Source organism: Aureimonas sp. Leaf427, assembly GCF_001425485.1.
GTDB lineage: Bacteria > Pseudomonadota > Alphaproteobacteria > Rhizobiales > Rhizobiaceae > Plantimonas.
The window spans coordinates 317177-343782 of record NZ_LMQW01000001.1; the positions used below are offsets into that span (position 1 = coordinate 317177).

The window sequence follows — 26606 nt, forward strand, 5'->3', positions numbered from 1 at the left end:
GCCGTTCGCCGTTTTCGCCCCTTCCAGCCCGGCCCATCGCGAGAGAGACGCCATGTCCGCGTCCGTGCCCATTGCCAAGCCGGCCGCCGCCGGCCCCGTCGGCCGCAGCCGGCACGACCGCGCCTATCTCGCCGCCGGCATCCTCGTCGCGCTGGCGGTGATCCTGCCGCTCGCCTCGCTTCTCGTCATCGCCCTGTCCGGCAGTGCAGCGAACTGGCCGCACATCGCCCAGTCGATCCTGCCGCAGGCGAGCCGCGTGACGCTTCTCCTGATGCTGGGCGTCGCGATCCTGTCGGGCACGGTCGGCGTCCTCACCGCCTGGCTGGTCGCGACCTTCGACTTTCCCGGCCGGCGCCTCTTCGCCTGGGCGCTCGTGCTGCCGCTGGCCGTGCCCACCTATATCGCGGCCTATTGCTTCGTGGAGTTCCTCCACTTCACCGGCCCCGTGCAGACGGGTCTGCGCGCGCTCTTCGGCTTCGAGACCCGGCGCGACTACTGGTTCCCGGACGTGCGCTCGCTCGGCGGAGCCGTCGTGATCCTCTCCTCGGTGCTCTACCCCTACGTCTTCCTCACCGTGCGCATGGTCTTCCTGATGCAGGGGCGCAAGGCGGCCGACGTCGCGCGCACGCTCGGCGCCTCGCGGGCGCGGGTCTTTTTCCGCGTGCTCCTGCCGATGGCGCGCCCCGCCATCGCCGTCGGCGTGACGCTGGCTTTGATGGAGGCGGTGAACGACATCGGCGCGGTCGAGTTTCTGGGCGTGCGCACCCTCACCTTCGCCGTCTATTCGACCTGGCTGAACCGGGGGGACCTCGAAGGCGCGACGCAGATCGCGCTTCTGATGCTCTCCGTCATCGTCGCCCTCGTCGCCATCGAGCGCTTCGCCCGCCGCCGCCAGCGCTTCACGCTGCACCGCGCGGACCGCCCCCGCGCAGGCCGCGAGCGGCTGGGCGGCGGCCGGGCCTGGCTCGCGACGGTGGCCTGCCTCCTCCCCATCGCGTCCGGCTTCGGCATTCCGGCCGTCGTCCTCGGCGCCTTCGCGATGCGGCGGCTGGACCAGGCGGCGGACCCGCAGCTCTGGCGCGCCCTCCTCCACACGGTCGCGATCGCGGGCGCGGCGGGCGCGGTGACCGTCGCGGCGGCCTTCGTCATGGCCTACGGCATCCGCCTGACGCATTCCAAGCGCCTCGCAACCCTCGCCCGCATCGGCGCGCTCGGCTACGCCGTCCCCGGCACGGTTCTCGCCATCGGCATCCTCGTGCCGCTCGCCGCCTTCGACAACGCGCTGGACGCCGCGATGCGGGCATCCTTCGGCGTCTCGACCGGACTTCTCCTGTCGGGCTCGGGCTTTGCCATCGTCTACGCCTGTTTCGTGCGGTTCATGGCGATGGGCCACGGCTCGGTGGAAAGCGGCTTCGCCAAGCTCTCCTCCCATTTCGACATGGCCGCCCGCACGCTCGGCCGCGGCCCCGGCGGAACCTTGCGCGAGGTGCTCCTGCCGCTGATGCGCCCCGCCGTCCTCACCGCCTTCCTCCTCGTCTTCGTCGACGCCTCCAAGGAACTCTCCGCGACCATCCTGCTCCGGCCCTTCGACTTCGAGACCCTCGCCACCTTCGTCTACGCCTCCGCCTCCCGCTCGGCCTTCGAGGACGGCGCGCTGGCCGCCCTTCTCATCGTCCTCGTCGGCATCCTGCCGGTGATCCTCCTCACCCGCTCGCTGACGGAGGCCGTCAGCGAAGAGGTCCACTGACGGTTCGGCCCGCCATCGCCGGGCCGTCCGGCCCGTCTCACGGACGAAGGATGGAGGCCCCGACCGTCGTCCCCGCTTCGAGATCGGCATGGGCGCGGGCGGCGTCCTCCAGCCGATAGGAAGCGCCCGGGCCGCTCGCGACGCCCGATGCGATCATGGAAAGGACGGCCCCGGCGGCCGTCGGATAGGTCGTCTCCTCCGCCGAATAGGCCATGACGCTCGGACGCGCGAAGACGGCCGAGCGCAGCGGCCCGACCTCTTCGACCGCCAGCGGCGGGATGGGGCCTGCCGCCTGCCCGATGCTGGCGACGGTGCCGAACCGCCGGATGCAGCCGAACGTCGCGACCAGCCTGTCGCCCCCGATGCCGTCGATCGCGAAATCGACGCCCCGTCCGTCCGTCAAGATCGAAACATCCGCCGCCCAGTCGGCATCGCGCCCGACGACGACATGGTCCGCCCCGTTCGCCCGCGCGATCTCGGCCTTGGCGGGAGAGCCGACGGTTCCGATCACGGTCGCGCCGAGACGCTTGGCCCATCGCGTCAGCAGCGACCCGAGACCGCCGGCCGCGGCGTGAACGAGCAGCACCGAGCCGGGCTCGACGGGATAGGTGCGCGTCAGGAGCATGTGAACGGTCAGGCCCTTCAGGAGCCAGGCGGCGGCAAGGTCCTCCGGCACGTCGGACGGCAGGGGCACGGCCCGCCAGGCCGGCAGACGCCTCGTCGCCGCATAGGCGCCGACGCTTCCGGCATACGCGACGCGCTGGCCGATCGAGAGGCCTTCGACGCCCTCGCCCAGCGCCTCGACGATGCCCGCGCCCTCCACGCCGGGAACGCCGTCCTTCGGAAGCGGGTAGAGGCCCGTGCGATGATAGACGTCGATGAAGTTGACGCCGATCGCGCGGTGGCGAATCCGTATCTCTCCGGGACCGGGCGATGCCGCCGGCCAGTCGATCGGCTTTAGTTCCTCCGGCCCGCCCGGCATCGTCACTCGAATGGCCTTGTCCATCGGTCTCTCCTTCGAAAGACGAAAGCCGTAGACGCGGGCCTTCCGATCGGAAATTCTCGATCTCCGCACAGCGTATGTGAGAAAACGACCGGATGGACTGGGAAGACCTTCGCCATTTCGGCGCCTTCGCAACCGGCGGAAGCCTGTCGGCGGCCGCAAGGGCCCTCGGCGTGGAACACGCCACCGTCGCAAGGCGGATCGCGGCGCTGGAAGCGGCCATCGGGTTGAAGCTCGTGGACCGGCGCGGCCGGCGACTCCTCCTGACCGCCGAGGGCGAACACATCGCCCGCATCGCCGAGCGGATGGCGGCGGAAACGCTGGCGCTCGGCCGATTCGCGGATGGCGCACGGTTGGACCTCACGGGCGAGATCGCGATCAGCGCGCCGCCGGCCTATGCCGCTCGTGTCCTCGCGTCTCGTCTCGCCGCGTTCCAAACCGGCCATCCCCGGCTTCGGATTCGCCTGCTCGGCGACGCGCGCTTCATCTCCCTCGATCGGCGCGAGGCCGATATCGCGATCCGTCTGACGCGGCCGACCGAGGGCGATCTGACGATCGCCAAGCTTGCGGATATGACCTTCGACCTATGGGGCAGCGCCGCCTATCTCGCCGCGACGCGCCCGCCGGACTGGCGCTTCATCGGATCGGACGGCGCTATCGGCGGATCGCCGCAGCAGCGGGCGCTGGAGCGCTGGGCCCTGACCGAAACCACCGCCTTCCGCTCGGACCACGCCGAGATCCAACTGGCCCTCGTCAAGGCCCATGCCGGCCTTGCCATGCTCCCGACCTTCATGACCGACGGCGAGCCGAACCTCGCGCGGGCGCGCCCCGAGGACGCGCCGCTGGTTCGGGAGGTCTGGGTGGCCGTGCACTCCGATCTGCGCAACTCCGCCCCCGTCCGCGCCGTCATGGACTGCCTGCGGGAGATCTGATCCCGCCTTATGCCTCCGAGAGCTCCGTCCGCCCCGCGAAAAGCTCCAGAGCCTCGGGATTGGCCAGCGCGTCCTTGTTCTTCACGGGGCGGCCGTGGACGACCTCGCGGACGGCGAGTTCCACGATCTTGCCGGACTTAGTGCGCGGGATGTCGGAGACGGCGAGGACCTTCGCCGGGACGTGGCGGGGCGAGGCGCCGGTGCGGACCGCGGTGCGGATGCGCTGGACGAGCGCGGCGTCGAGATCGACGCCCGAGGCCGGCCGCACGAAGAGGACGACGCGCACGTCGCCGTCCCAGTCCTGCCCGATGCAGATGGCCTCGACGACCTCCTCCATCTGCTCGACGATGTTGTAGATCTCCGCCGTGCCGATGCGCACGCCTTGCGGGTTCAGCGTCGCGTCCGATCGCCCGTGGATGACGATGCCGCCGGACGGGGTCCATTCGGCGAAGTCGCCATGGCACCAGATGCCCGGGAAGGTCTCGAAATAGGCGGCGCGATAGCGCGCCATGTCCGGGTCGTTCCAGAAGGCGATCGGCATGGAGGGGAAGGCCTTGGTGCAGACGAGATCTCCCTTCTCGCCGCGAACCGGACGGCCCTCGTCGCTCCAGACGTCGACCGCCATGCCGAGCCCGGCGCCTTGGATTTCGCCCTCGCGCACCGGCAGCCAGGGCACGCCGAGGACGAAGCAGGAGACGATGTCCGTGCCGCCCGAGATGGAGGCCAGATGAACGTCCGACTTGATGCCGGAATAGACGAAGTCGAAGCCTTCCGGCGAGAGCGGCGAGCCGGTGGAGGCGATGACCTCGACCGCGGAGAGATCGTGCGTCTCGATCGGCCGCAGGCCCTCCTTGCGCACGGCGTCGATGAACTTGGCGCTCGTGCCGAAGAAGTTCGCCTTCTCCGCGGCGATGTAGTCGAAGATCGCGTTGCCATCGGGGTGGAAGGGCGAGCCGTCGTAGAGAAGCAGCGTCGCGCCGGACCCGAGCGCCGAGACGAGCCAATTCCACATCATCCAGCCGCAGGTCGTGAAGTAGAAGACGCGCGAGCCCTCCACGATGCCGGAATGGAGCCGGTGCTCCTTCAGGTGCTGGAGAAGCGTGCCGCCCGCCGAATGGACGATGCATTTGGGCACGCCCGTCGTGCCGGAGGAAAAGAGAATGTAGAGCGGATGGGCGAAGGGCAGGCGCTCGAAGGCCAGCGGCGCGGGCTCGAAGGGCGCGAGGAACGCCTCCAGCGTCGTCCCGCCGGGCAGGCCGCCCGCAACGGCTGCGGCCTCGCCGATATAGGGAACGACGACCGTCCGGCCGACCTTCAGCGCCCCGACGATCTCGCTAAGCTTCTCCGCGATGCGGATCGTCTTGCCGGCGTAGAAATAGCCGTCGGAGACGAAGAGGAGCTTCGGCTCGATCTGCCCGAACCGGTCGGTGACGCCGCGCGTGCCGAAATCGGGCGAGCAGGAGCACCAGACGGCGCCGATCGAGGCCGCGGCCAGCATGGCGGCGACGGTTTCGGCCATGTTCGGCATCATGGCGGCGACGCGGTCTCCGGCGACGATGCCCTCCGCCCGCAGCGCCTGCGCCAGCCGGGAGACGAGCGCGCGGAGCCCGTCGAAGGAGAGCCGCGTCTCCACCTTGTCCTCGCCGCGAAAGACGATCGCCTCGCCCGAGCCCTCGCCGCGCAGAAGGTTTTCCGCAAAGTTCAGCCGCGCCTGCGGGAAGAAGCGGGCCGTCAGCATGTCGCCGGGCTCCACGAGCGTCTCTTCGCCGGGCTCGCCGACGGTGCCGCAGTGATCCCAGACCGCCCGCCAGAAGGCCCCGCGATCCTCGATCGACCAGGCGTGCAGCGCCTCGTAGTCGCCGAAGGACCGGCCGGATCGCCGCTCGGCTTCCCGGGCGAAGGCGGTCAGCGGATGGGCCGCGACGCGGTCCGCGCTCGGGCTCCAGAGCAGTCGTCCAGCCATGCGTCTCGCCCCCTTCGCGACCCGGGCGCCTCGCCCCGGCCGATCGCCCCGACATCCGGGCAGGCCGCCCGGTTCGGGCCAAAGGATTGGCATTGCCGAAGAGCCGCCGCAAGCGGGTATCGCGCCCTCCCCGCCCCCGCACCCGCGGGATGCGACGCCGCCATTGCGTCCTGCGCGTCAGACGTTAGAAGGTGAAGAGCCCCGGGGGGAAACGAGTTTGACGACAGAGCGGGAGAGCGATGCGCCGATGCCGCGAAAGTCGCGGCGCCGGCCGCTGGCATGGGCGATCCCGGTCGTGGCGATCCTCGTCTTTCTCGCGGCATCCGCCTTGCGCCAGATCTCGCTCGGCGGCGAGGCCGCGCGCCGGTCGATCGCGAGCGAACTCGGCGCCCTGACGGGGCTTCCCGTGACCTTCGGCGGCGGCCGGCCGGAATTCCGTCTCCTCCCCATGCCGCGCCTCGTCGTGGAGGAGGTCGTCATCGGCTCCCGCGAGAAGGGCCCCCGCCTGACCATTGCCGGGATGACGGCCGATCTCGACCTCTGGGCGGCGCTTCTCGGACGCACCGAGATCGACCGGCTCGTGCTCCTCGCCCCCGCTCTGTCCGTCCCGCCGGGCACGGCGCCCGACACCTCCCTGCGCAAGACCTTCGCGCCCTTCCTGTCCCGCCTGCACGGGCTCGGCGACGTGGAAATCCGCGACGGCGTCCTCTCCGGCCCGAACCCCGCCGACCCGGCCATCGTCTCCGCCGCCAATCTCAACCTGTCCTGGCCGCAGGAGGCCGCCGCGGCCAGCCTGTCCGGCACCTATTCCTGGAACGGCCAGCCCGTCCGGCTCGGCTTCCGCCTCGCCGCCCCCCAGGACTGGCTCGAAGGCCGATCGAGCACGGTCGATTTCGACATGACCTCGCCGCAGCTCGACCTCGCCTTCGACGGCACGGCCTCGGCGGACAGGCGCCTGTCGGGCCGCCTCCAGGCCTCGCTTCCCTCGCTTTCGCGCTCGCTCCGATGGCTCGGCGACCGGAGCTTCGCGGTGCCGGAGATCGGGCCGCTCTCCATCGCGGCCGATGTCGCCTCCGAGGGCGACAGGCTGAGCCTTTCCAATGCCAGCGTCACCGTCGACGGTTTTGCCGGTCGCGGCGCGCTGGACCTCGTCTTCCCCGCCGACCGCCGGCCGAGCCTCGGCGGCACGCTCGCCTTCGAGCGCCTGGATCTCGACGGTCTGGCCCAGGCCCTGGCGCCCCTGCCGCAGACGCCCTTCGAGGCGGCGCGGCCGATCTCCGTCGGCTTCGTCCGCGAGCTCGACATCGACCTTCGCGTCTCGGCGGGCGAAGGCCGGATCGGCGCGCTCGCGCTCACCGATCTCGCCGGCACCGTGAAGCTGACGGACGGCGTGGCGACGCTCGACATCGGCGATACCGGGCTCCTCGGCGGCAACGGACAGATGCGCGTCGCCATCGACACGCGCACCGCGCCGCCCGCGCTGAAGGGCTCCGCCTCGATGCGGGGCGTGGAAGCGGCCGGGCTCCTCTCGGCCCTCGGCCTTTCCGCCAACACGCTCTCGGGCGTCGCCGACCTGTCCCTGGGGGTCGAGGCGCCGGTCACGAACTGGGCCGACATCTTCAATCGCCATCGCGTCGCCGGCACGCTGCAGATCCGCTCCGGCGCGATCGGCGGGCTCGATCCGCAGGCCCTGCGTACGGCCGGCAGCGACATCTTCGATCCGGACTCGGCGACGGCCCTGCCCTTCTCCGCCCTCGGCGCCGAGATCGCCAGCGTCGGGCCGCGCGTGACGCTGACCTCGCTGCGCATCCGCGCGGAAGGCGGGACGATCGAGGGGTCCGGCCTCCTCGTCGACGCCGCCAACACGGCCGATCTCGAAGGCACGTTCGAGCCCGCCGCCGATCCCGCAGCCGACGGGTCGCAGGCTCCCGCGTTGACGAAGCCGAAACCAATCTCGTTAAGAATGCGAGGGACTTGGCCCCATCCCGCCATCCTCGCGTCGGCGTCCGCCGACGAGGAGTGAGAGCATCGCGGGGGCGCGGGCGACACCGGTTCGAGGACGAAAAGCCCCATGCGAAACCTGCGCGAAACGACGAAAGGCGCCACCGCCGGTGCCGCCTCCATCCTGACCCTCGCCGTTTCGCTTCTCGCTCTCTCCGTCCCGCAGGCTGGGGCCGAAGAGGCGAAGGGCGGGTCCGGCTGCTCGCAGCGCTACCATGCCTCGCTCGGCGAGATCGCCAAGACCGAATATCCCGCGCTGAAGGCCGCGACGCGCATGCCGGGAACGGTGCAGGCGGGCGATCCCGGCCTGCCCGGCAATCTCCTCTTCCCGCCCCTCTCCGTCGGCCAGCGCACGCGCGAGGAGACCGCGGCGCTGCGCTTCGCCGCCTCCCTCGCCCGCGCCAAGGGCCGCACGGGCGGGACGTCGGATGCCGACGCGGCCTGGATGGCCGATCGCCTGCGCACCGCGCTCGGGGACTATCTCACGCAGTCGCCCTCGCCCTATCTCTGCAGCGGCGTCGAGGACTATATCGCGGAGCTGCGCGGCGACGCGCGGCGCCTGGGTCCGCCGCCCATCCAGCGCGAGGCCCTGATCGCGGCGCAGACCTCGGTAGTACAGCGCGCCGTCTCGGCGGCGCTCCTCGCCATGAAGCCCGTGCCGTTGCCCGCCGACAAGCCGGCCGACCGCCCCGCCGGCGGCGCGCTGAGCGAGCTTCGGCCCACGATGGGCCCTGACCGGGTGGACATGACCATCTCCACCGGCTCGACCTCCAACACGCCGCGCCAGGACCCCGACCTGCCCGAGCGCGCGCCGGAGGTTCCGCAGCGCTTCGACACCGCCGCCGACCTCACGGGCGCCGTCGACCGCCTGACGGCGGCGGCCACGGCCGGCGGGTTCCTGGCAGCGAGCCCGCTGCCCGCGCCCGCAGGCCCGATGCCGGCGATCTCGCCGGCGACCTATCCGGTTCTGGCGCGTCTTGCCGAGGTCCGGCCCGTCGTCACCGGCACGCGCCCGGCCGTCACCGACCGCACGGTGCGCCTGCGGCTCGCGACCGCGCTCTCCGCCATCGAGACGCTGGACTATCTGATGCGCTCGCGGACCGAGGTGGTCGATCCCGTCGCCGCCGCGATGGACGCGACCTTCGGTGCGATCCTCAAGGCGCATGAGGCCGACTGCACCTGCCGCAACTGATCCGGCAAGCCGGAGCGAAGGGGCCGCCGGGGGCCGAGGCTCAGCCGCCGGCCGCCAGACGCTCGTCGCGCTCGCGCCGGACGAGCTGGCGCTTGGAGAGGATGCCGGCGATGATGACGCCGACGGAGACGATGGCGATCAGGATCGTGCAGATCGCGTTGATCTCCGGCGTCACGCCGAGGCGGACCTGGGAGTAGATGCGCATCGGCAGCGTCGTCGCGCCCGGCCCGGAGGCGAAGCTCGCGATGACGAGATCGTCCAGCGACAGGGTGAAGGCCAGCATCCAGCCCGACGCGACGGCCGTCCAGATCACCGGCAGCGTGATGAGGAAGAAGGTCTTGGCGGGCGGGCAGCCGAGATCCTGCGCGGCCTCCTCCAGGCTGCGGTCGACCGAGACGAGGCGCGACTGAACGACCACGGCGACGAAGCACATGGTGAAGGTCGTGTGCGCGATCGTCACCGTCCAGAAGCCGCGATCGAAGCCGAGGGCGACGAAGAGAAGAAGCAGCGACAGGCCTGTGATCACCTCCGGCATGACGAGCGGAGCGTAGATCATGCCGGAGAAGAGCAGCCGCCCCCGGAAGTTCGCGAACCGCACGAGCGCCAGCGCGCCGAGCGTGCCGAGAACGGTCGCGAACGTCGCCGAAAGCACCGCGACCCGCACCGTCACCCAGGCGGCGTCCAGCATCTGCTGATTCTGGAAGAGCTGGCTGTACCAGTGGGTCGAGAACCCGCCCCAGACCGTCACCAGCCGCGAGGCGTTGAACGAATAGACCACGAGCAGCACGATCGGCAGGTAGAGGAAGGCGAAGCCGAGAGTGACCGAGACGATGTTGAAGGGACGCCAGCCTTTGCCCATCACGCCACCTTCGCCTGAACGCGCTGGAAGATCACGATCGGGATCACCAGGACGAGGAGCAGAATGACCGCGACGGCCGAGGAGACCGGCCAGTCGCGATTGGAGAAGAACTCGTCCCAGAGCGTCTTGCCGATCATCAGCGTGCCGGAGCCGCCGAGAAGATCGGGAATGACGAACTCGCCGACCGCCGGAATGAAGACGAGGAAGACGCCGGCGATCACGCCGGGCAGCGAAAGCGGGAAGGTCACGGTCCAGAAGGCCTTGATGGGCGGGCAGCCGAGATCGGCGGCGGCCTCGATCAGCCGATGGTCCATGCGCTCCAGGCTCGCGTAGATCGGCAGGACCATGAAGGGCAGGTAGGAATAGACGATGCCGATATGGATCGCGATCTCGCTGTTCAGGATCTGCAACGGTTGCGTGATCACCCCGGCGAAGAGCAGGAACTGGTTGAGCAGCCCCTCCGGCTTCAGAATGCCGATCCAGGCGTAGACGCGGATGAGGAAGCTCGTCCAGAAGGGCAGGATCGTCATCATCAGGAGGATGGGACGAAGCCCCGCCGGCGCGCGCGCCATGCCGTAGGCGAAGGGATAGGCGACGAGGAGCGAGAGCGCGGTCGCGATGCCGGCGATGCGCAAGCTGGAGAGATAGGCGTTGAGATAGAGCGGGTCGTCCGCGATCCAGGAATAGTTCGCGAAGTTCAGCTGCCGGACGGCATCGAGAAAGCCCGACAGCGTGTCCAGCGGAAAGACCGGGATATAGGGCGGCTGGGCGATCGCGGTCTCGGACAGCGAGATCTTGAGGACGATCAGGAAGGGCGCGAGAAAGAAGAGCGCGAGCCAGAGATAGGGCAGGCCGATGACGGTGCGGCGATAAAGGCTGCCACCTTGCGTCTTCGGCGTGATCGGGCCGGAGGAAGCCATGTCGCCCGCCCCTCAGTTCGCGAGCACGATGCCGGCGTCCGGCGAGAAGGTCAGCCAGACCTCGTCGTCCCAGGACAGCGGCTCGGCGACGCTGCGCGAGGCGTTGATCGTCGTCGCCCGCAGGATCTCGCCGGTGGGAAGCTTCACGTTGTAGAGCGTGACGTCGCCGAGATAGGCGATGTCCCAGACCTCGCCCTTCAGCGCGTTGACCGAGGCATCCTCCGGCGGACGGCGGCCGATGCGCATCTTTTCCGGACGGATCGCGAAGAAGCCGGTGGAGCCGGGCTCGAGATCGCGCGGCGTCTCCACCTCGACGGTCGTGCCGGCCGCCGACAGCCGCAGGCGGCCCCCGACGCGCTCTTCGACGGCGCCTTCCAGAATGTTCACGTTGCCGATGAAGTCGGCGACGTAGCGATTGTCCGGCGCCTCGTAGATGATGGCGGGCGTCGCGACCTGCGCGATGCGCCCCTCGCGCATCAGCGCCACGCGGTCGGCCATGACCATCGCCTCTTCCTGGTCGTGGGTGACGACGACGAAGGTGAGGCCGAGCTGCTGCTGCAGGTCCATCAGCTCGAACTGCGTCTCCTCGCGCAGCTTCTTGTCGAGCGCGCCGAGCGGCTCGTCGAGAAGCAGCACCTTCGGACGCTTGGCGAGCGAGCGGGCGAGTGCCACGCGCTGCTGCTGCCCGCCCGACAGCTGCTGGGGCTTGCGCTTGGCGAAGGGCGTCAGCTTCACGAGCTTTAGCATCTCGGCGACGCGGTCGTCGCGCTCCGACTTCGCCATGCCGTCCTGCTTCAGGCCGAAGGCGATGTTCTTCTCCACGCTCATATGCGGGAAGAGCGCGTAGGACTGGAACATCATGTTCACAGGCCGCTTGTAGGGCGGCACGCCGACGAGGCTCCGCCCCTCCAGCGTCACGTCGCCGGTCGTCGGGTCCTCGAAGCCGGCCAGCATGCGCAGAAGCGTCGACTTCCCGCAGCCGGATGGCCCGAGCAGGGCGAAGAACTCGCGGGCATGGATGCCGAGACTCAGCCCGTCCACGGCCGTGAAGTCGCCGAAGCGCTTGGTGATGTCGGTGAACTGGATCAGCGGCTTGGCCGCCGGATCGTTCCAGGGCTCGAAGGCGCGCCGGATATTGCCGAGAGATTTGGGGGCGGCCGCCATGCGGGGACTTTCGTTCGGCAGAAATGGTGAAGGCGAGGAATGAACGGGCGCGGCACGACCGGTTCGGGACATCAAAGGATCGTGCGAGGCCCCCTCTGTCCTTGCCGGACATATCCCCCTGAAGGGGGAAATCACAGCTTCGAGGGCAAGAGACAAGCCTGATCTCCCCCCTTGAGGGGGAGATGCCGGCAGGCAGAGGGGGGCGCCGTCGAGCGCCGCCCCGAGCCGCCCGCCCGACCCTTACTGCCCGGTCTTCACCGTCGTGAACGCCCGCGTCACGAGTCGCTGCGTCTTCGCGTCGTAGGGCAGCTTCGTATAGAGGTTCGCCAGCGTCGCATCGTCGGGATAGACCGCCTTGTCGGCGAGCGTATCGGGATTGACGAGCGGCTGGGACGCCTTGTTGCCGTTGGCATAGGAGACGTAGTTCGTCGCCTTGGCGATGACCTCGGGCTTCATCATGTAGTTGATGAAGGCATGGGCATTGTCGACATGCGGCGCGTCGGCCGGGATGGCGAGCTGGTCGAAGAAGAGGAGCGCGCCTTCCTTGGGGATGGAATAGGCGACTTCGACGCCCTGCCCGGCTTCCGCCGCGCGGTCGCGCGCCTGGAAGACGTCGCCGGAGAAGCCGACCGCGACGCAGATGTCGCCGTTCGCGAGGCCGTTCACGTATTCAGACGAGTGGAACTTGCGCACGAAGGGCCGGACTTTGAGGAGCAGATCCTCGGCCTTCTGGACGTCCTCGGCGCTCTTGGCGTTCGGGTCGAGACCGAGATAGTGCAGCGCCGCCGTGATCATCTCGGCGCCCGAATCCAGCATGTCGATGCCGCACTTGGAAAGCACTTCGGCATTCTTCGGATCGAAGACGAGCGACCAGCTGTCGGTCGGCGCGTTCGGAAGAAGCTCCGCCACCTTCTTCTTGTTGTAGCCGATGCCCGTCGTGCCCCACATGTAGTTCACGGAATAGGCGTTGTCGGGATCGTAGGTCGCGACCTGCTTGGAGATCACGTCCCACATATTGGTGATGTTGGGCAGCTTCGACTTGTCGAGCTTCTGGAAGACGCCGGCCTCGATCTGGCGGCCGAGATACTCGGCGGAGGGAACGACGACGTCGTAGCCGGTGCCGCCGGCCAGAAGCTTGGTCTCCAGGATCTCGTTGGAATCGAAGACGTCATAGACGACCTCGATGCCGGTTTCCTTGGTGAAGTCCTTCAGGATCGAATCGTCGATATAGTCGGACCAGTTGTAGACCCGAACGACCTTTTCCTGCGCCAGGGCGGCGGTCGCGACGAGAGAGAGAACCGCCGAGGCGGCGATCAGGGCAAGTCTTTGCTTCATCGAGGAATTTGACCTTCTTCCATCGCGGTGCCGGCCACGGCCGCATGGGAAACCGATAAACCGAAGACGCCAGCGCTTCGGGAACCCGCCTCACTATTGAGCATTCGCCGCCGTCTGCCTAGCCCTATTGCAGGTCCGTCGCGGAACCTTCATGGAGCCCGGTGCGAAGCGCGCCGCTGCGCCGCACCATGTAGCGCGCTTCGGCACCGTAGGGGACGAGCTTGGCGGGATCGGCGGAGGCGGTCTCGTCGACGAAACCGAAGCGGCTCCAGAAGGGCCCGGTTCCGTAGACCGAGATCAGCATCACGGCCGGAAAGCGCTCGCCGACGCCGAGGATGCGCCCGATCGCCTCGCCCGCAAGACCCCGCCCCCGGCATTCCGGCCCGAGCGCGATGTCGTGGAGATAGAGCGCGTCCGCCTCCGGATCGAGCCGGCCGAGCAGCGTGTCGAGCGGCGGCGGCGCGCCGAGCTTGGCGGGATGGGAGAGGATGTAGCCGGAGAGGCGCGCCTCGCCCGAAAGGCCGGGCAGCGCGAGGCAGCCTTGCGGAAAGAGCGCCAGCCGCTCGGCCATGACCTCCGGCCGCTCGAAGAAGCCGGGATGGACGACGGCGGCCAGCGCGTCGAGCCCCGACAGATCCTCGGGGCGAAGCGGACGCCAGCGGGAGGTTCCGGCCGGTTCGCTCATCGGTGCTTGCGGCCTTCGCCGTAGAACATCTTCTCCCAGGCCTTGTGGGCCTTGTAGCCCTCGCGGATGAAAGGCGTGAAGACGGCGAGATTGAGCACCGCTTTGTTCGTGAGATTGGCGGGAAAGCGCAGCGGCTTCTCGAAATCGACGAAGAGCACCACGCGCACCTCGTCCGAGTGGTTCCAGGCCTCGTGCTCGTAGGCGTCGTCGAAGATCAGCGCCTCGCCTTCCTTCCAGTGCCGCGTCTCGGTGTCGATGCGGATGCCAACCTTGTCCGGCTGGTCCGGCACGATCAGGCCGAGATGGAAGCGCAGCACGCCGTTATACGGCCCGCGATGGGGCGGCAGGTGCTTGCCCGGCTCGAAGATCGAGAACATCGCGCTCTTGAGGCCGGGGATCTTCTGCAGGATGCGCCAGGTCTCGGGACACTGGCGGATCGCCTCCTCCGACTTGATGCCGTAGCCGCAGAGGAAGAAGGTCTTCCAGTTCTGGTCCGACGAGATGGAGCGCACCTCGGAAGAGATCTCGTGGAAGGCAGGCAGATCGCCCTTGCGCACCAGCACCTTGTCGAGCTCGGCGCGGATCGCCGTCCACTCCGCCTCGACCTCGCGCGCCCAGGGGAAATCGTCGGTCGGATAGACCGCCGGATTGCCGACCGCCGAATGGCGCAGATTGAGCTTCTCCGCCCCATCGACGAGCGTCTGCACGGCTTTGGCGACGAAGCCGCCGCGGGACATCGTGTCCTCGAGCCCTTCCGTCTTGGCCTTCTGCGTCTTCTGCTGGATGCGCTGGTCCATGCTGCTGCCCTCGCGTTCCGGTGCCGGCATCGCCGTCGCACCGATCGACACCGGACATAGCGGCGGCGACGCCCTTGTCACAAGTCTATTGAAAATCGAATCCGCCGAGCCCCGTCACCGCTTCGTCCAGCGCGAGCGGGCGCGTCAGGGGCGGGGCGGCGCGCGCGAGGCATCCCTGGCGCTCGCAGAGCCGGCAGGCGGGCCCGACCGGCGTCGCCCGGCGGCCCTCGCCCATCGCCCGGCCATAGACGGTCTGCCCGGCCAGCGCGGCATCGAGCCCGAGCAGGATCGCGGTGCGCCGGGGCCGCTCGCCGAAGCCCGCCGCCGGCCCCTCCACCGTGCGCGCGATGGTGAGGAAGGCCGCGCCGTCCGGCATCTCGACGGTCTCGACGAGCACGCGCCCGCCTTCCGCGAAGGTGGAATGGATGAGAAGCTTGGGGCAGTCGCCGCCGAAGCGCTGGGCGGGAAAGCCGCGCGCGCCGGCCCGGCGCAGCCGGTTGCCCGCGCCGTCCGCCTCCACGAGAAAGAAGGGCAGGCCGGGCGCGGCCTGACGCTGGAGCGTCGTCAGCCGCGTCGCCGCCTGCTCGAACGAGGCCTCGAAGCGATGGCTGAGAACCTCGATATCGTAGTGCACGCGCTCCGCGGCGGCCTGGAACGGCGCATAGGGCATGATCAGCGCATGGGCCGCATAGCGCAGAAGCTCGAACCTTGCGAGCCGCAGCGCCTCGGCGCTGGCGAAGCCGAAGGTCTCGGCCTCCGCGGCGATGGCGCCGCCGAAGGCGAGCAGCGCCACCTCCGTCGCGACCTCGCGCAGCCGGTCGGCGGGCGACAGGCGCTCGGAGACGAAGAGGCGACGCGAATGGCGGTCGAAGCGCCGGCGCCAGAGCGGCATGGTCTCGACCGGCAGGATGCGCACGGCGACCTCGTGCTCGCGCCGCAGCCAGCCCCGCAGGAGGCCCATCAGGTCGTCGCCCGCGCCGAGCGTCGCGCGAAAGGCCTCCGCCGCCCCCTCCACCACGGGAAAATGGTTCGGCCGGTTCTCGAAGACCTCCTGCACCTCGTCGCTCGGCAGGCGCGCGCCGGTGGCGCGGGTCTGGTGGCCCTCGTGGGCGAGCAGCGCCGAGAGATCGGAGAGCCGGTCCTGGCTCTCGCGATAGGCGCGGTAGAGCTTGGCGATTCCGGCTGCGATGTTGGGCGCGCCCTCCGCCACCTCCACCAGCTCGCCGTCGCCGGGAAGCTCGGCGGAGAGAAGAGGATCGGCGAAGACGGCGCGCAATTCGGCCGCCGTGCCCGGCCCGTCCCCGCGCAGGTCCGCCAGATCGAGATCGAAGACCTCCGCCATCTTGAGGATGAGCTGGACGGTGAGCGGGCGCTGGTTGCGCTCGATGAGGTTCAGATAGGAGGGCGAGATGCCGAGGCGCTGGGCCATGGCCGTCTGCGTCAGGCCGAGCCCGCTGCGCACGCGCCGGATGCGGGGCCCGGCGAAGATCTTGTTTTCGGCCAATATCCCGGCTCTCCGATGCGGCGTCGCGACGATTTGTGACAAACCTTGTCAAACTCTGACCGTGACAATCTTTACAGATTTACTGCGCCGCACCGTCACAAGCAAGACAGACCGACCCCTTTCAAGCCGGCGGATCGGCTTCTTGATCTGGACCGATCCGTCGCCGGATGTCACATCCTACACACGCCGAACGGAGACAGACTGAACCGACGGCTTCCGCGAGACCCGCAGTAGGATGGCACCAAATGACCGATTTTTACAATCTCGTCCCCTCCGCCCCCAAGGGCCGCTTCGATCATGTGACGCGCACCTACTCGGCCGATGACGTCAAGCGTCTGCGCGGCTCGGTCGAGATCCGCTACACGCTGGCCGAAAAGGGCGCGAACGCTCTCTGGAAGCTCATCCACGAGGAAGACTTCGTCAACGCGCTCGGCGCCATGACGGGCAATCAGGCGATGCAGCAGGTCCGCGCCGGCCTGAAGGCGATCTACCTCTCGGGCTGGCAGGTCGCGGCGGATTCGAACACCGCTTCCTCCATGTATCCCGACCAGTCGCTCTACCCGGCCAATGCCGCGCCCGAGCTCTGCCGCCGCATCAACCGCACGCTCCAGCGCGCCGACCAGATCGAGCATTCGGAAGGCGAGAAGTCCGTCGAGAACTGGTTCGCGCCGATCGTCGCCGATGCCGAGGCCGGCTTCGGCGGGCCGCTGAACGCCTTCGAGATCATGAAGGCCTTCATCGAGGCGGGCGCCGCCGGCGTCCATTACGAGGACCAGCTGGCCTCGGAGAAGAAGTGCGGACATCTCGGCGGCAAGGTTCTGATCCCGACCCAGGCCCATATCCGCAACCTCACCGCCGCGCGCCTCGCCGCCGACGTGATGGGCGTGTCGTCGCTCGTCATCGCCCGCACCGATGCCGAGGCGGCCAAGCTCCTCACCTCCGACATCGACGATCGCGACAAGCCCTTCGTCGACTACGAGAAGGAGCGCACGGCGGAAGGCTTCTACCATGTCAAGAACGGCCTCGAGCCCTGCATCGCCCGCGCCATCGCCTACGCGCCCTATGCCGACCTCATCTGGTGCGAGACGTCCAAGCCCGATCTCGATCAGGCCCGCCGCTTCGCCGAGGCGGTCAAGAAGGAGCATCCGCACCAGCTGCTCGCCTACAACTGCTCGCCCTCGTTCAACTGGAAGAAGAACCTCGACGACGCCACGATCGCCAAGTTCCAGCGCGAGCTCGGCGCCATGGGCTACAAGTTCCAGTTCATCACGCTGGCGGGCTTCCACCAGCTGAACTTCGGCATGTTCGAGCTGGCCCGCGGCTACAAGGATCGCCAGATGGCGGCCTATTCGGAACTGCAGGAGGCCGAGTTCGCGGCCGAGGTGAACGGCTACACCGCCACGCGCCACCAGCGCGAAGTGGGCACCGGCTACTTCGACGCCGTCTCGCTCGCCATCACCGGCGGCGCGTCCTCCACGACCGCGATGGGCGAATCCACCGAGAGCGCCCAGTTCCACGAAGCCGCAGAGTAAGATCAAGAGGCATTGAAAATGCCTCGCGATCAACCGCTTGCGAATGTCTCGAGCCTCTGACGCAATCGAGACATTCGCAATCTCTTCAACGGCCGGATGCGTGAGCATCCTCGAACGTTGGCATAATGCCTGACTTCGGGCGCCCCGTTCCGGGCGCCCGACCTTCGGCCACGACCAGACCCCATCCTTCTAGGGAGAGAGACCATGAGTGCTGTCGCCGAAACCACCGACCTTCGCCCCAAGACCCGCGTCCGCGAGCGCGCCGAGGAGCAGTCCTCCGCGATGGACGACACCCAGCAGTCCGCCATCCGCATGCTGGCCAACGACCTCCATCGCCTGAACCAGTCGGTCATGCGCGCCGTCGAGTCCGGCGTCTCCGTCGAACTCGTCCGCTCCGCCCGCCACCATTCCGGCGCCGGCAACTGGGGCGACCTTCTGATCCCCGTCGTCGTCAAGACGGAGAGCTGACGGCCGCGAAAACGGCAAAGCGCCGGACTGCGGAACGAACTCGTGACGGGGAGACACGCGAGGGGAGTGGATGCGCGAGCATCCGCTCCCTTTGTGTTTGGGATCGCATGGCGGAAGACATCCCGCATTCTAAGCCGTATATACGGGATATGGAGATCGTCTGGGACGAGCCGAAGCGACGCGCCAACCTTGCCAAGCACGGGATGGACTTCGTCGATCTCGACCTCCGCTTCTTCGAGGAGGCCGTGATCGGCCCCGCCAAGAACGGGCGCAGGCTCGCGGTCGGACGGCTCGACGGCATCGTGACGGTCGTCTTCGCACATCTCGGGACGGAAGGCATTTCCGTCATCAGCATGCGCCCGGCCTCCGCCAGGGAAAGGAAGAACCATGGCGAAACCCTTTGACCCCGCGCATGCCGCCGCGAACGGCTACACGCGCGACGACTGGGACGCGGTCGACAGTCCCGAACTGACCGAGGAGGAACTGGCGGAGTTCAAACCGATGCGCGAGGCCCTGCCCGACCTCCATGCCGCTCTTCGAGCGGCGCGACAGCGTGGACCGGCCCGAACGAAGACGCCGGTCTCCATCCGCCTCGACGACGATCTTCTCGCCAAGCTCCGCGCCTCCGGTCCCGGCTGGCAGAGCCGCGTCAACGATGCGGTCCGGCGCATGATCGAGGATGGCGGCGACACCGGCGAAGGAGATCGGGTTCAGCGGGCGACACGGTCGTAGGTCGAGTACGAGACCCGATGGCGACGGGGAGGATGCAAATCCGCTCGAACACACATGAAAAACGGGATTGGTCGGATTGCTCCCAACAAAGCTATCGAATGGGCCGACAAGCGGTTCGGGACCGTGAAACTTCATCGCAATAGCGTGCTCTTGGTCGACATGTGCCCGTCGATCAGCCGCCGATCGACTGGAAGATGGATAGAAGGTCGATGCCGGCAAATCGCAGGATCACGACGAGGCCTATCAGACAGAGCGTGTAGAGAGACGCTGCCACCATCGAGTTCCAGACCGCGGTCCAGAACGTTCCGCGCAATGCGTCCTCGCGGATGCGCGGCGTGTTCTCGTCGATGACGGAGCTTGCAAATGCGAGAAGGACGGCATCCGCCTCCTTCTGCGCGCCGGCGATGCGCGTGTTCGTCCAGGTGCGGATGTACTCGTCGAGTTCTCCGGCATTGGGCTTGCGCCCGATGCGCTCGAAAAAGTCCGTCGCCCACTCACGCTTCGCGATCTTATAGAGACAATAAGCGACCATTCCCGGAAGAACCTGATCTTCCGGAAGAGTGACGTTCACGAATCGTTCGAAGATAGGATTGTAGTGACGCTCCTCGGAGCCTCGCACGTCACTCACGTCAGTTTCCCGACTTGACCGTCTCGATAGCGGTTCGCAACCGAACGCCGGCCGCATCCTTTGCCGAAGCGAATGTGCCGCCCTTCACCACCTTGACGCGCCCCATTCCCGGCACATCGATCGTGTCGATGAAACGGCCCGAGGCAAGAGTCCTCGACGTCGTGGCGGTCCGACCTTTACGCGGCTCTGCGACCTTCGCGGACGTCATCGATTCAACTCCGAGGGAAGCCAGGCAAGAAACCGAGCCAAGTCACATTGTGCTAGCCGAGATAGGATATGGCAACGGGGGCCGGTGAGACAAACGCCGGAATCATCGATTCCGTCGATAGAGGGGTCGTCGGGTACGCGCCACTTCCGCCGTCGGCACCTTTCCCCCGGTTCGCGCCCCGGCTATGCTTCGGGCTCGATTCAGCCCCCGAAAGAATTCATGTCGGACACGACCAAATCGAAATCCTCGCGGCCCACGACGCCGGATAGGATCGACCGCAAGCGCTTGTCCGCGGGGGGAGCCGTGCCGGAGGCGACGGCGGTGAAGCCGGCCGCGAGCCCGCGCGATGCGGCGCCCGTCATCCTCCAGCCCGACGAGACCCGCGAGTTCGTGGAATCCAAGCGCGGCGTGCGCTCCATGGCGGAGGCGTCCGAGTGGCTGCGCGCCCGGGGCATCGAGGATATCGAGTGCATCACGCCCGATCTGGCGGGCGTGGCGCGCGGCAAGATGATGCCGGCCAAGAAGTTCACGGGCAACACCTCGCTCGCTTTGCCCTCGGCCCTCTTCATGCACACGATCTCGGGCGAATATCCCGAGGAGACCGGCGAGTTCCGCTATTCGCCGAACGACGGCGACCTGAAGCTCGTGCCCGATCTCTCCACGCTCTCGACCGTCCCCTGGGAGAGCGATCCGACCGCGCAGATCATCTGCGATCTCGTCGACACAGGCGGGGCCGCCGTCGGCTATACGCCGCGCAACGTCCTGAAGCGCGTGCTCGCCCTCTACGAGAACCAGGGCTGGGAGCCGATCGTCGCGCCCGAGATCGAGTTCTACCTCGTCTCCAAGAACGTCGATCCCGACTATCCGCTGACGCCCCCGATCGGCCGTTCGGGCCGGATGATCCAGAGCGGGCAGGCCTATTCGATCGGCGGCGTCAACGAGTTCGACGAGCTGATCGACGACATCTACCATTTCTCGGAAGCCCAGGGGCTCGAGATCGACACGCTGATCCACGAGGACGGCGCGGCGCAGCTGGAGATCAACCTGCGGCACGGCAGCCCGATCGAGCTTGCCGATCAGGTCTTCATGTTCAAGCGGACCATCCGCGAAGCGGCCATGAAGCACGACATCTACGCGACCTTCATGGCCAAGCCCATCCAGGGCCAGCCGGGCTCGGCCATGCACATCCACCAGTCGGTGATCGACAAGCGGACGGGCGCCAACGTCTTCTCGGAGGAGGACGGCTCGCCCTCGCAGCTTTTCTACCACTTCATCGGCGGCATGCAGCGCTACGTGCCGGCGGCGCTCGTGATGATGGCGCCTTACGTCAATTCCTATCGCCGCCTGACCTACGGCATGTCCGCGCCCACCAACAACGCCTGGGGCTACGACAACCGCACGACGGCCTTCCGCGTGCCGACCTCGGACGCCTCCGGCCGGCGCGTCGAGAACCGGCTGCCCTCCTCCGACGCCAATCCCTACCTGGCGCTCGCCGCCTCGCTGGCCTGCGGCTATCTCGGCATGGTCGGCGGCCTCCAGCCGGACGAACCGACCGACCGCACGGTCAACGAGGACGGCGTCATCTCGCTGCCGCGCGGGCTTCTGGAAGCCGTCGCCGTCTTCGAGGCGGAAAAGGCGTTCCACGAGGTCTTCTCGCGCGAGTTCGTCGGCACCTATGCCGGCATCAAGCGCGGCGAGTTCGAGACCTTCATGCAGGTGATCAGCCCCTGGGAGCGCGAGTTCCTGCTCCTGAACGTCTGATGGGAACGCCCCCCTCCTCCGGCCCGGCCGGCGATCCGCCCTACCAGTCTCCGATCTCGCCCGGCCGGTCCTGGTACGAGGATTCGGTTCCCGAGCGCCCGCGCTATCCCAAACTCGAGGGCGATCTCGATACGGACGTGCTGGTCGTCGGCGGCGGGTTCACGGGCCTTTCGGCCGCGGCCCATCTGGCGAGCGCTGGCATCGACGTCGCCGTGGTGGAAGCCGCCCGCTTCGGCGACGGAGCGTCGGGCCGCAACGGCGGCCAGCTCGGCACGGGACAGCGCCTCTGGTCCTCCGAACTGGCGGAGCGCTACGGCGCCGAGCGCGCCAAGGCGCTGTTCGACCTCGCCGAGGATGCCAAGGCCCATCTTCTCGACTTCACCGCGGCCCATGGCATCGAGGTCGATTTCCGCCGGGGCCAGCTCTCGGTCGCCCACAAGCAGCGCTACGTCGCCGATTACGAGGCGCAGGCGGAAGACCTGTCCGCCAACTACGACTATCCCCATGCCCGCTTCATGGGACCGGAGGAGACCGCCGCGCGCACCGGCTCAAAGCGCTATTTCGGCGGAATGGACGACCAGGGGACGGGGCACATCCACCCGTTGAAGCTCCTCGTCGGCACGGCGAAAGTGGCCGCGGCCGCCGGGGCGAAGCTCTTCGAGGAGACGCCCATCCTGTCGCTGACGGGAACGGGAAGCGTGCTCGCGACCACCCGGACGGGCCGCATCCGCGCAAGCCGCGCGCTCGTCGCGACCAACGCCCATGGCGGCGATCTCAGCGAGGCGGCGGCGCGCCACATCATGCCGATCCGCTCCTTCATCGGGGCGACGGAGCCGCTGGCCGAACCAGAACGCGTCATCCCGGGCGGCGAGTCCGTCGACGATTCGCGCTTTTCCGTGCGCTACTTCCGCAAGAGCGCGGACGGGCGCCTGCTCTTCGGCGGGCGCGAGGCCTATACGTCCGAGACCGGCGACATCTCGGCGCATATCCGCCGGCAGATCGCGGAGGTCTATCCGCATCTGAAGGACGTGCCGATCAGCCATGCCTGGGGCGGCTCGGTCGGCATCACCATGGAGCGGCTTCCCTATGTGCGCCAGGTCGAGCCCGGCATCACGGCGATCGGCGGCTTTTCCGGCCATGGCGTCATGATGGCGAACTTCGCCGGCCGTCTCTTCGCCGAGCGCCTGTCGGGAAACCGCGACCGGCTGGCCCTTCTGGAAGACCTCGAAATCACGCCGTTTCCCGGCGGACGCGCCCTTCGAACACCGCTTCTGGTCCTCGCCATGACGTGGTACGCCCTCAGGGACCGCTTCTGAAACGCCGGCGCGCCGCCGCGGTTTCGGAAGCTGGGAACGGATCGATCCTCCATGGTGGCGGTCGGCGAGACTTGCTTCGGAGCGTCTAGGTTCCACCTATGAGCATAGAGGCTGTTATGAATCTTGGACAGGTGATGTTCCGCTCGTGTTGGGTCGCGGGGTAGGAGCCCGATGCCGCCGGTAGCGGGGCTACCGGCAAAGAGGGTGACACACATCCGCGGCCCAACACGAGCGGCCCTTCGGGTCGTGTGAGAGACGCCATCCGGGGTGTCGGTAGATCAGAGAAGACGGATAGTCTTGCCTGATCTACCTCCTACCGGTCTGATCGTCGCTGACACGACACAACACCTGTCCAAGGTTCATAACAGCCTCTATGGCTCCGGGATGATGGATTCGGTACTTCCTTTGCTGACGAACGACCTGCCCGTGATGGCGCCGCCGGACCCGCAGGCGGACGCCCGATCGCTCCGCCGCCGCCTTCGCGCCGAAAGTCGCGAGAGCCATGAAGCGCTCGACGCGACGTTCGACGGGATGGCCGACGCTGCCGGACCGGACACTTACGCCCGCTTTCTCCTCGTCAACGAGGCCTGCCACCGCGCGATCGAGCCGATCCTCGAGAGAAGCCCGCTGCCCGACGTGGCGCCGGGTTTCCGCGTGAAGAGTCGTTCGCCGTCGCTCGCCGCCGATCTCGACGCCATGGGCCTTCGCCCGCTCGAAGCACCTGCCTTCCCGCTTTCCGCGCCGAATGCGGCCGAGACGGTCGGCATCGTCTACGTTCTCGAAGGCTCGCGGCTCGGCGCCGGCTTCATCCTGTCGCGCCTGCGCGGCCGGGATCTCGGCGAAGCCTGGTCGAAGGCCGCCTTCGCCTATCTCGAAGGCCCCGACGAGCCCCATGCCCTGCGAGGCTTTCTGATCGAGGCAACCGCTTCGCTGGGTAGCGGGGACGAGGGCGAGCGCAACGTCGACCGTGCCGTCGCGGCCGCGGATGCGACCTTCCGGTACTTCCTCGACGTGGAGCGCCTGTCCCGCGCAGATGCGGAGCGCCTGTCCAGCGCAGACGCGGAGCGTCTGTCCAGCGCAGACGCGGAGCGTCTGTCGCGCGCGGGAGAACGCGCTTGAGCGGCGGTGTTCCAGGCTTCGACGGGCCGGTCGATCTCTCCAATTGCGACCGCGAGCCGATCCATCTTCTCGGCCACATACAGCCCTTCGGCTTCCTGATCGCGGTCTCGATGGACTGGCTGATCCAGCATGTCTCGGCCAATATCGGCGAGTTCCTCGCCTGCGATCCCGAGACGCTGCCCGGCGAGAACCTCCTGAACGTCCTGCCGGAAAACGCGATCCACTCGATCCGCGGGCGCCTCCAGATGCTGGCGGCGGGCGAGGGCACGGAGCGTCTCTTCGGCTGCGATCTCCTCGGCGACGAGCGGCCCTTCGACGTCGCGGTCCATGTCTCGGGCTCGACGATCCTGATCGAAGCGGAGCCCGCCGAGACGACCATGGCGATCAATCCGAGCGCCATGGTCAAGAGCATGATCGCCCGCATCCAGAAGGCGGCGACGCTGACCGATCTGCACAAGAACGCCGTGCGCCAGCTGCGCGGCGTCACCGGGTTCGACCGCGTCATGCTCTACCGCTTCGCCGAATCCGGTTCCGGCGAGGTCGTGGCGGAATCGGTGCGCAGCGGCCTGGAGACCTTTCTCGGCCTGAACTATCCCGCGACCGACATTCCGGCCCAGGCCCGCCAGCTCTACATCCGCAACCAGATCCGCATCATCTCCGATGTCGGCGCGGTCACGGTGCCGATCGAGCCGCCGCTGGACCCCTTGGGCAAGCCCCTCGATCTCTCGCTCTCGCTGCTGCGCTCGGTCTCGCCGATCCACATCGAATATCTGCAGAACATGGGCGTCGCCGCCTCGTTCTCGATTTCGATCGTGATCGGCGGCAAGCTCTGGGGCCTCTTCGCCTTCCATCACTACGCGCCCCGCCACCTCTCGATGGAGATGCGCTCCGCGCTCGAACTCTTCGGGCAGATGGTCTCCTTCATGATCGAGGCACGGCTCTATTCCGAGCGGCGCCAGATGGAGGAGACGACCCGCGAGGTGCACGACCGCTTCCTCAGCAAGATCGTCGCGGCGACCGGCAGCGTCGAGGCGCTCGGCGACTATGCGGACGAGCTGCGCGAGATCATTCCCTGCGACGGGCTGATGGTCTGGGCGAAGGGAGAGGCGCGGCGCTTCGGCCGCACGCCGACCGAGGACGAGATGCCGGGCCTTGCCCGCTTCCTCAACCGCGCCGCCGCCAGCCGCATCTACGGAACCGACGAGCTGGGCTTTCTCTATCCGCCCGCGCAGGATTTCGCGGACCGGGCGGCCGGCATCCTCGCCATCCCGATCTCCCGCTCGCCGCGCGACTACGTGATCTTCTGCCGGGGCGAGGTCGTGCGCACCGTCGACTGGGCGGGCGATCCCCGCTCCAAGCCCGTGACGACCGGCCCGAACGGCCCGCGCCTGACGCCGCGCAAGAGCTTCGAGGCCTGGCGCGAGACCGTGCGCGGCAAGAGCATTCCCTGGACGCCCTCCGAACTGAAGGCGGCCGATGCGCTTCGCGTCTCGATCCTGGAAGTCCTCATCCGCTACAACGAGGAGAGCGAGCGGCAGAAGCAGCTGGCGAGCGAGCGCCAGGAGCTTCTGATCGCGGAGCTGAACCACCGCGTGCGCAACATTCTCGGCCTCATGCGCGCGCTGGTCTCGCAGAGCCGGCCGGGCGCGAAATCGATCGACGATTTCGCCGCCATCATCGGCGGGCGCATCCAGGCGCTGGCGCGCGCGCACGACCAGATCACCTCCGACAACGCCTCCGCCATCTCGCTCGCCGAGATCGTCTCGACGGAGGTTTCGGCCTATATCGGCGCCAAGGCGAGCCGCGTGCATCTGTCCGGTCCCGACATCCATGTCGAGGCGCGGGCCTTTTCCACGCTCGCGCTCGTCTTCCATGAAATGGTCACGAACTCGGCCAAATATGGCGCTCTGTCCGATTCGCATGGCTCGATCTCGGTGCAGTGGCGCATCGAGGACGATGGCGGCTGCAGGATCGAATGGCGCGAGAGCGGCGGTCCGGCCGTGACGGCACCGACGCGGCGCGGCTTCGGCTCCACGATCATCGAGCGCGCCATTCCCCACGACCTGCAGGGATCGGCGCAGCTTCGCTACCGCCTTCCCGGCCTGGAAGCGGATTTCACCCTGCCCGCCGGCGTCTTCCACCCGGTTGCACCCGAAATGGCGCGCCTCGCGGCGGCGTCCAAGGAAACCGCCCGCATGGCATCCGTCGCAAACCCGTCCTCGCTCAGCGGGATGACCGGGCTCATCGTCGAAGACAACATGATCATCTCCATGGATGCCGAGCAGCTCATGCTCGACAATGGGATGACGCAGGTCTTCGTGGCCGCGAGCGTGGCCGAGGCGCGCAAGATCATCGTGCGCGAGACGCTCGACGTCGCGCTGCTCGACGTCAATCTCGGCAACGAGACGAGCTTCCCGCTGGTCGGCGACCTGAAGGCGAGGAACGTGCCCTTCGTCTTCGTGACGGGCTATGGCGAGAACGTGGACCTTCCCGTGGAAGCCAATGGCGCCCGCGCCATCAAGAAGCCCTTCGCCAGCGACCAGCTGATCGACGCTCTGGGCACCGCTGCGCGCTCGGAACGGGCCGTTCCGACCACTTCAAACGATTGAATCTGCCAAAAACAGCGATTGATCGTCTCTGAATCGCGTTTGCCGCGCTGCAAGAGACTGGAAAAGCGCGAAGGCTTGGATTACTCCCAAGGCACGGCCATCGAGCGCGCGGACGTCCCGCGCAGCCGGCG

General features: G+C 68.0%; 23 protein-coding genes. 12 read left to right on the forward strand and 11 right to left on the reverse strand.

What is annotated here, in order from left to right:
• The first annotated feature begins 52 nt into the window (after positions 1-52).
• Positions 53-1747 carry an ABC transporter permease gene (locus ASG62_RS01315; protein ID WP_056694539.1) on the forward strand — a complete coding sequence of 565 codons (1695 nt, stop codon included), beginning with the start codon at positions 53-55 and terminating at the stop codon, positions 1745-1747.
• Between the two features lie 37 nt (positions 1748-1784).
• Here ASG62_RS01315 and ASG62_RS01320 read toward each other — a convergent pair whose 3' ends face one another.
• Positions 1785-2753 carry a quinone oxidoreductase family protein gene (locus ASG62_RS01320; RefSeq protein ID WP_056694537.1) on the reverse strand — a complete coding sequence of 323 codons (969 nt, stop codon included), beginning with the start codon at positions 2751-2753 and terminating at the stop codon, positions 1785-1787.
• A 92-nt stretch (positions 2754-2845) separates the two neighbouring features.
• Between ASG62_RS01320 and ASG62_RS01325 the strand changes: the two genes are divergently transcribed.
• A complete protein-coding gene (locus ASG62_RS01325) occupies positions 2846-3682 on the forward strand; it encodes a LysR family transcriptional regulator (protein ID WP_056694535.1) in 837 nt (278 codons plus the stop codon).
• 7 nt (positions 3683-3689) lie between these two features.
• Here the strand turns inward: ASG62_RS01325 and ASG62_RS01330 are convergent, their stop codons facing one another.
• On the reverse strand, positions 3690-5645 hold the full coding sequence (locus ASG62_RS01330; RefSeq protein ID WP_082537185.1) for an acetoacetate--CoA ligase: 1956 nt from the start codon (positions 5643-5645) through the stop codon (positions 3690-3692).
• 247 nt (positions 5646-5892) lie between these two features.
• Between ASG62_RS01330 and ASG62_RS01335 the strand changes: the two genes are divergently transcribed.
• Together ASG62_RS01335 and ASG62_RS01340 are read left to right on the forward strand one after the other, a co-directional pair.
• Entirely contained in the window at positions 5893-7668 is a 1776-nt protein-coding gene (locus ASG62_RS01335; protein ID WP_057180252.1) for an AsmA-like C-terminal region-containing protein, read from the forward strand.
• 48 nt (positions 7669-7716) lie between these two features.
• Positions 7717-8838, forward strand: coding sequence for a hypothetical protein (locus ASG62_RS01340; RefSeq protein WP_056694530.1), 1122 nt, complete (start codon positions 7717-7719; stop codon positions 8836-8838).
• Positions 8839-8878: 40 nt separating this feature from the next.
• On the opposite strand, the gene ASG62_RS01345 is transcribed toward ASG62_RS01340, so the two are convergent.
• From ASG62_RS01345 to ASG62_RS01375, 7 genes are all read right to left on the reverse strand, one after another.
• A complete protein-coding gene (locus ASG62_RS01345) occupies positions 8879-9697 on the reverse strand; it encodes an ABC transporter permease (RefSeq protein WP_056694528.1) in 819 nt (272 codons plus the stop codon).
• Complete coding sequence (locus tag ASG62_RS01350) at positions 9697-10617, reverse strand: ABC transporter permease subunit (RefSeq protein WP_056694526.1); 921 nt, start codon at positions 10615-10617, stop codon at positions 9697-9699. Before ASG62_RS01350 ends, ASG62_RS01345 begins: the two co-directional genes overlap by 1 nt.
• A gap of 12 nt (positions 10618-10629) precedes the next feature.
• Positions 10630-11781, reverse strand: a complete 1152-nt coding sequence (locus ASG62_RS01355) for an ABC transporter ATP-binding protein (RefSeq protein ID WP_056694525.1) — start codon at positions 11779-11781, stop codon at positions 10630-10632.
• Between the two features lie 240 nt (positions 11782-12021).
• The gene (locus ASG62_RS01360; protein WP_056694524.1) at positions 12022-13116 is read right to left on the reverse strand and encodes a polyamine ABC transporter substrate-binding protein; all 1095 of its coding nucleotides are present in this window, start codon (positions 13114-13116) and stop codon (positions 12022-12024) included.
• 124 nt (positions 13117-13240) lie between these two features.
• Entirely contained in the window at positions 13241-13801 is a 561-nt protein-coding gene (locus ASG62_RS01365; protein WP_056694523.1) for a hypothetical protein, read from the reverse strand.
• Positions 13798-14598 (reverse strand): aspartyl/asparaginyl beta-hydroxylase domain-containing protein, encoded by an 801-nt coding sequence (locus tag ASG62_RS01370; RefSeq protein WP_082537228.1) that lies wholly within the window; start codon positions 14596-14598, stop codon positions 13798-13800. The genes ASG62_RS01365 and ASG62_RS01370 overlap by 4 nt, the downstream gene beginning before the upstream one ends.
• Positions 14599-14683: 85 nt before the next feature.
• Positions 14684-16102 (reverse strand): helix-turn-helix domain-containing protein, encoded by a 1419-nt coding sequence (locus tag ASG62_RS01375; protein ID WP_056694519.1) that lies wholly within the window; start codon positions 16100-16102, stop codon positions 14684-14686.
• 245 nt (positions 16103-16347) lie between these two features.
• Here ASG62_RS01375 and aceA point away from each other — a divergent pair, with 245 nt between their 5' ends.
• The 4 genes from aceA to ASG62_RS01395 all read left to right on the forward strand — a co-directional run bounded on the left by aceA (position 16348) and on the right by ASG62_RS01395 (position 18834).
• Complete coding sequence (aceA, locus tag ASG62_RS01380; protein WP_056694518.1) at positions 16348-17634, forward strand: isocitrate lyase; 1287 nt, start codon at positions 16348-16350, stop codon at positions 17632-17634.
• 204 nt (positions 17635-17838) lie between these two features.
• A complete protein-coding gene (locus ASG62_RS01385; RefSeq protein WP_056694517.1) occupies positions 17839-18102 on the forward strand; it encodes a hypothetical protein in 264 nt (87 codons plus the stop codon).
• Between the two features lie 149 nt (positions 18103-18251).
• Positions 18252-18506, forward strand: coding sequence for a BrnT family toxin (locus ASG62_RS01390; RefSeq protein ID WP_056694516.1), 255 nt, complete (start codon positions 18252-18254; stop codon positions 18504-18506).
• Positions 18490-18834 (forward strand): BrnA antitoxin family protein, encoded by a 345-nt coding sequence (locus ASG62_RS01395; protein WP_056694514.1) that lies wholly within the window; start codon positions 18490-18492, stop codon positions 18832-18834. The genes ASG62_RS01390 and ASG62_RS01395 overlap by 17 nt, the downstream gene beginning before the upstream one ends.
• A gap of 172 nt (positions 18835-19006) precedes the next feature.
• Here ASG62_RS01395 and ASG62_RS01400 read toward each other — a convergent pair whose 3' ends face one another.
• Together ASG62_RS01400 and ASG62_RS26140 are read right to left on the reverse strand one after the other, a co-directional pair.
• A complete protein-coding gene (locus tag ASG62_RS01400; protein WP_056694512.1) occupies positions 19007-19462 on the reverse strand; it encodes a hypothetical protein in 456 nt (151 codons plus the stop codon).
• Position 19463: 1 nt separating this feature from the next.
• On the reverse strand, positions 19464-19670 hold the full coding sequence (locus ASG62_RS26140; RefSeq protein ID WP_156381911.1) for a hypothetical protein: 207 nt from the start codon (positions 19668-19670) through the stop codon (positions 19464-19466).
• Positions 19671-19889: 219 nt separating this feature from the next.
• Between ASG62_RS26140 and ASG62_RS01405 the strand changes: the two genes are divergently transcribed.
• The 4 genes from ASG62_RS01405 (at position 19890) to ASG62_RS01420 (ending at position 26475) form a co-directional block, all read left to right on the forward strand.
• Positions 19890-21431, forward strand: a complete 1542-nt coding sequence (locus ASG62_RS01405) for a glutamine synthetase family protein (protein ID WP_082537184.1) — start codon at positions 19890-19892, stop codon at positions 21429-21431.
• Positions 21431-22747, forward strand: a complete 1317-nt coding sequence (locus tag ASG62_RS01410) for an NAD(P)/FAD-dependent oxidoreductase (protein ID WP_056694509.1) — start codon at positions 21431-21433, stop codon at positions 22745-22747. The genes ASG62_RS01405 and ASG62_RS01410 overlap by 1 nt, the downstream gene beginning before the upstream one ends.
• A 405-nt stretch (positions 22748-23152) precedes the next feature.
• A complete protein-coding gene (locus ASG62_RS01415) occupies positions 23153-23866 on the forward strand; it encodes a biliverdin-producing heme oxygenase (RefSeq protein WP_056694507.1) in 714 nt (237 codons plus the stop codon).
• Positions 23863-26475: an HWE histidine kinase domain-containing protein gene (locus ASG62_RS01420; protein ID WP_056694505.1), complete on the forward strand. Its 2613-nt coding sequence runs from the start codon at positions 23863-23865 to the stop codon at positions 26473-26475. Before ASG62_RS01415 ends, ASG62_RS01420 begins: the two co-directional genes overlap by 4 nt.
• Positions 26476-26606: the final 131 nt, after the last annotated feature.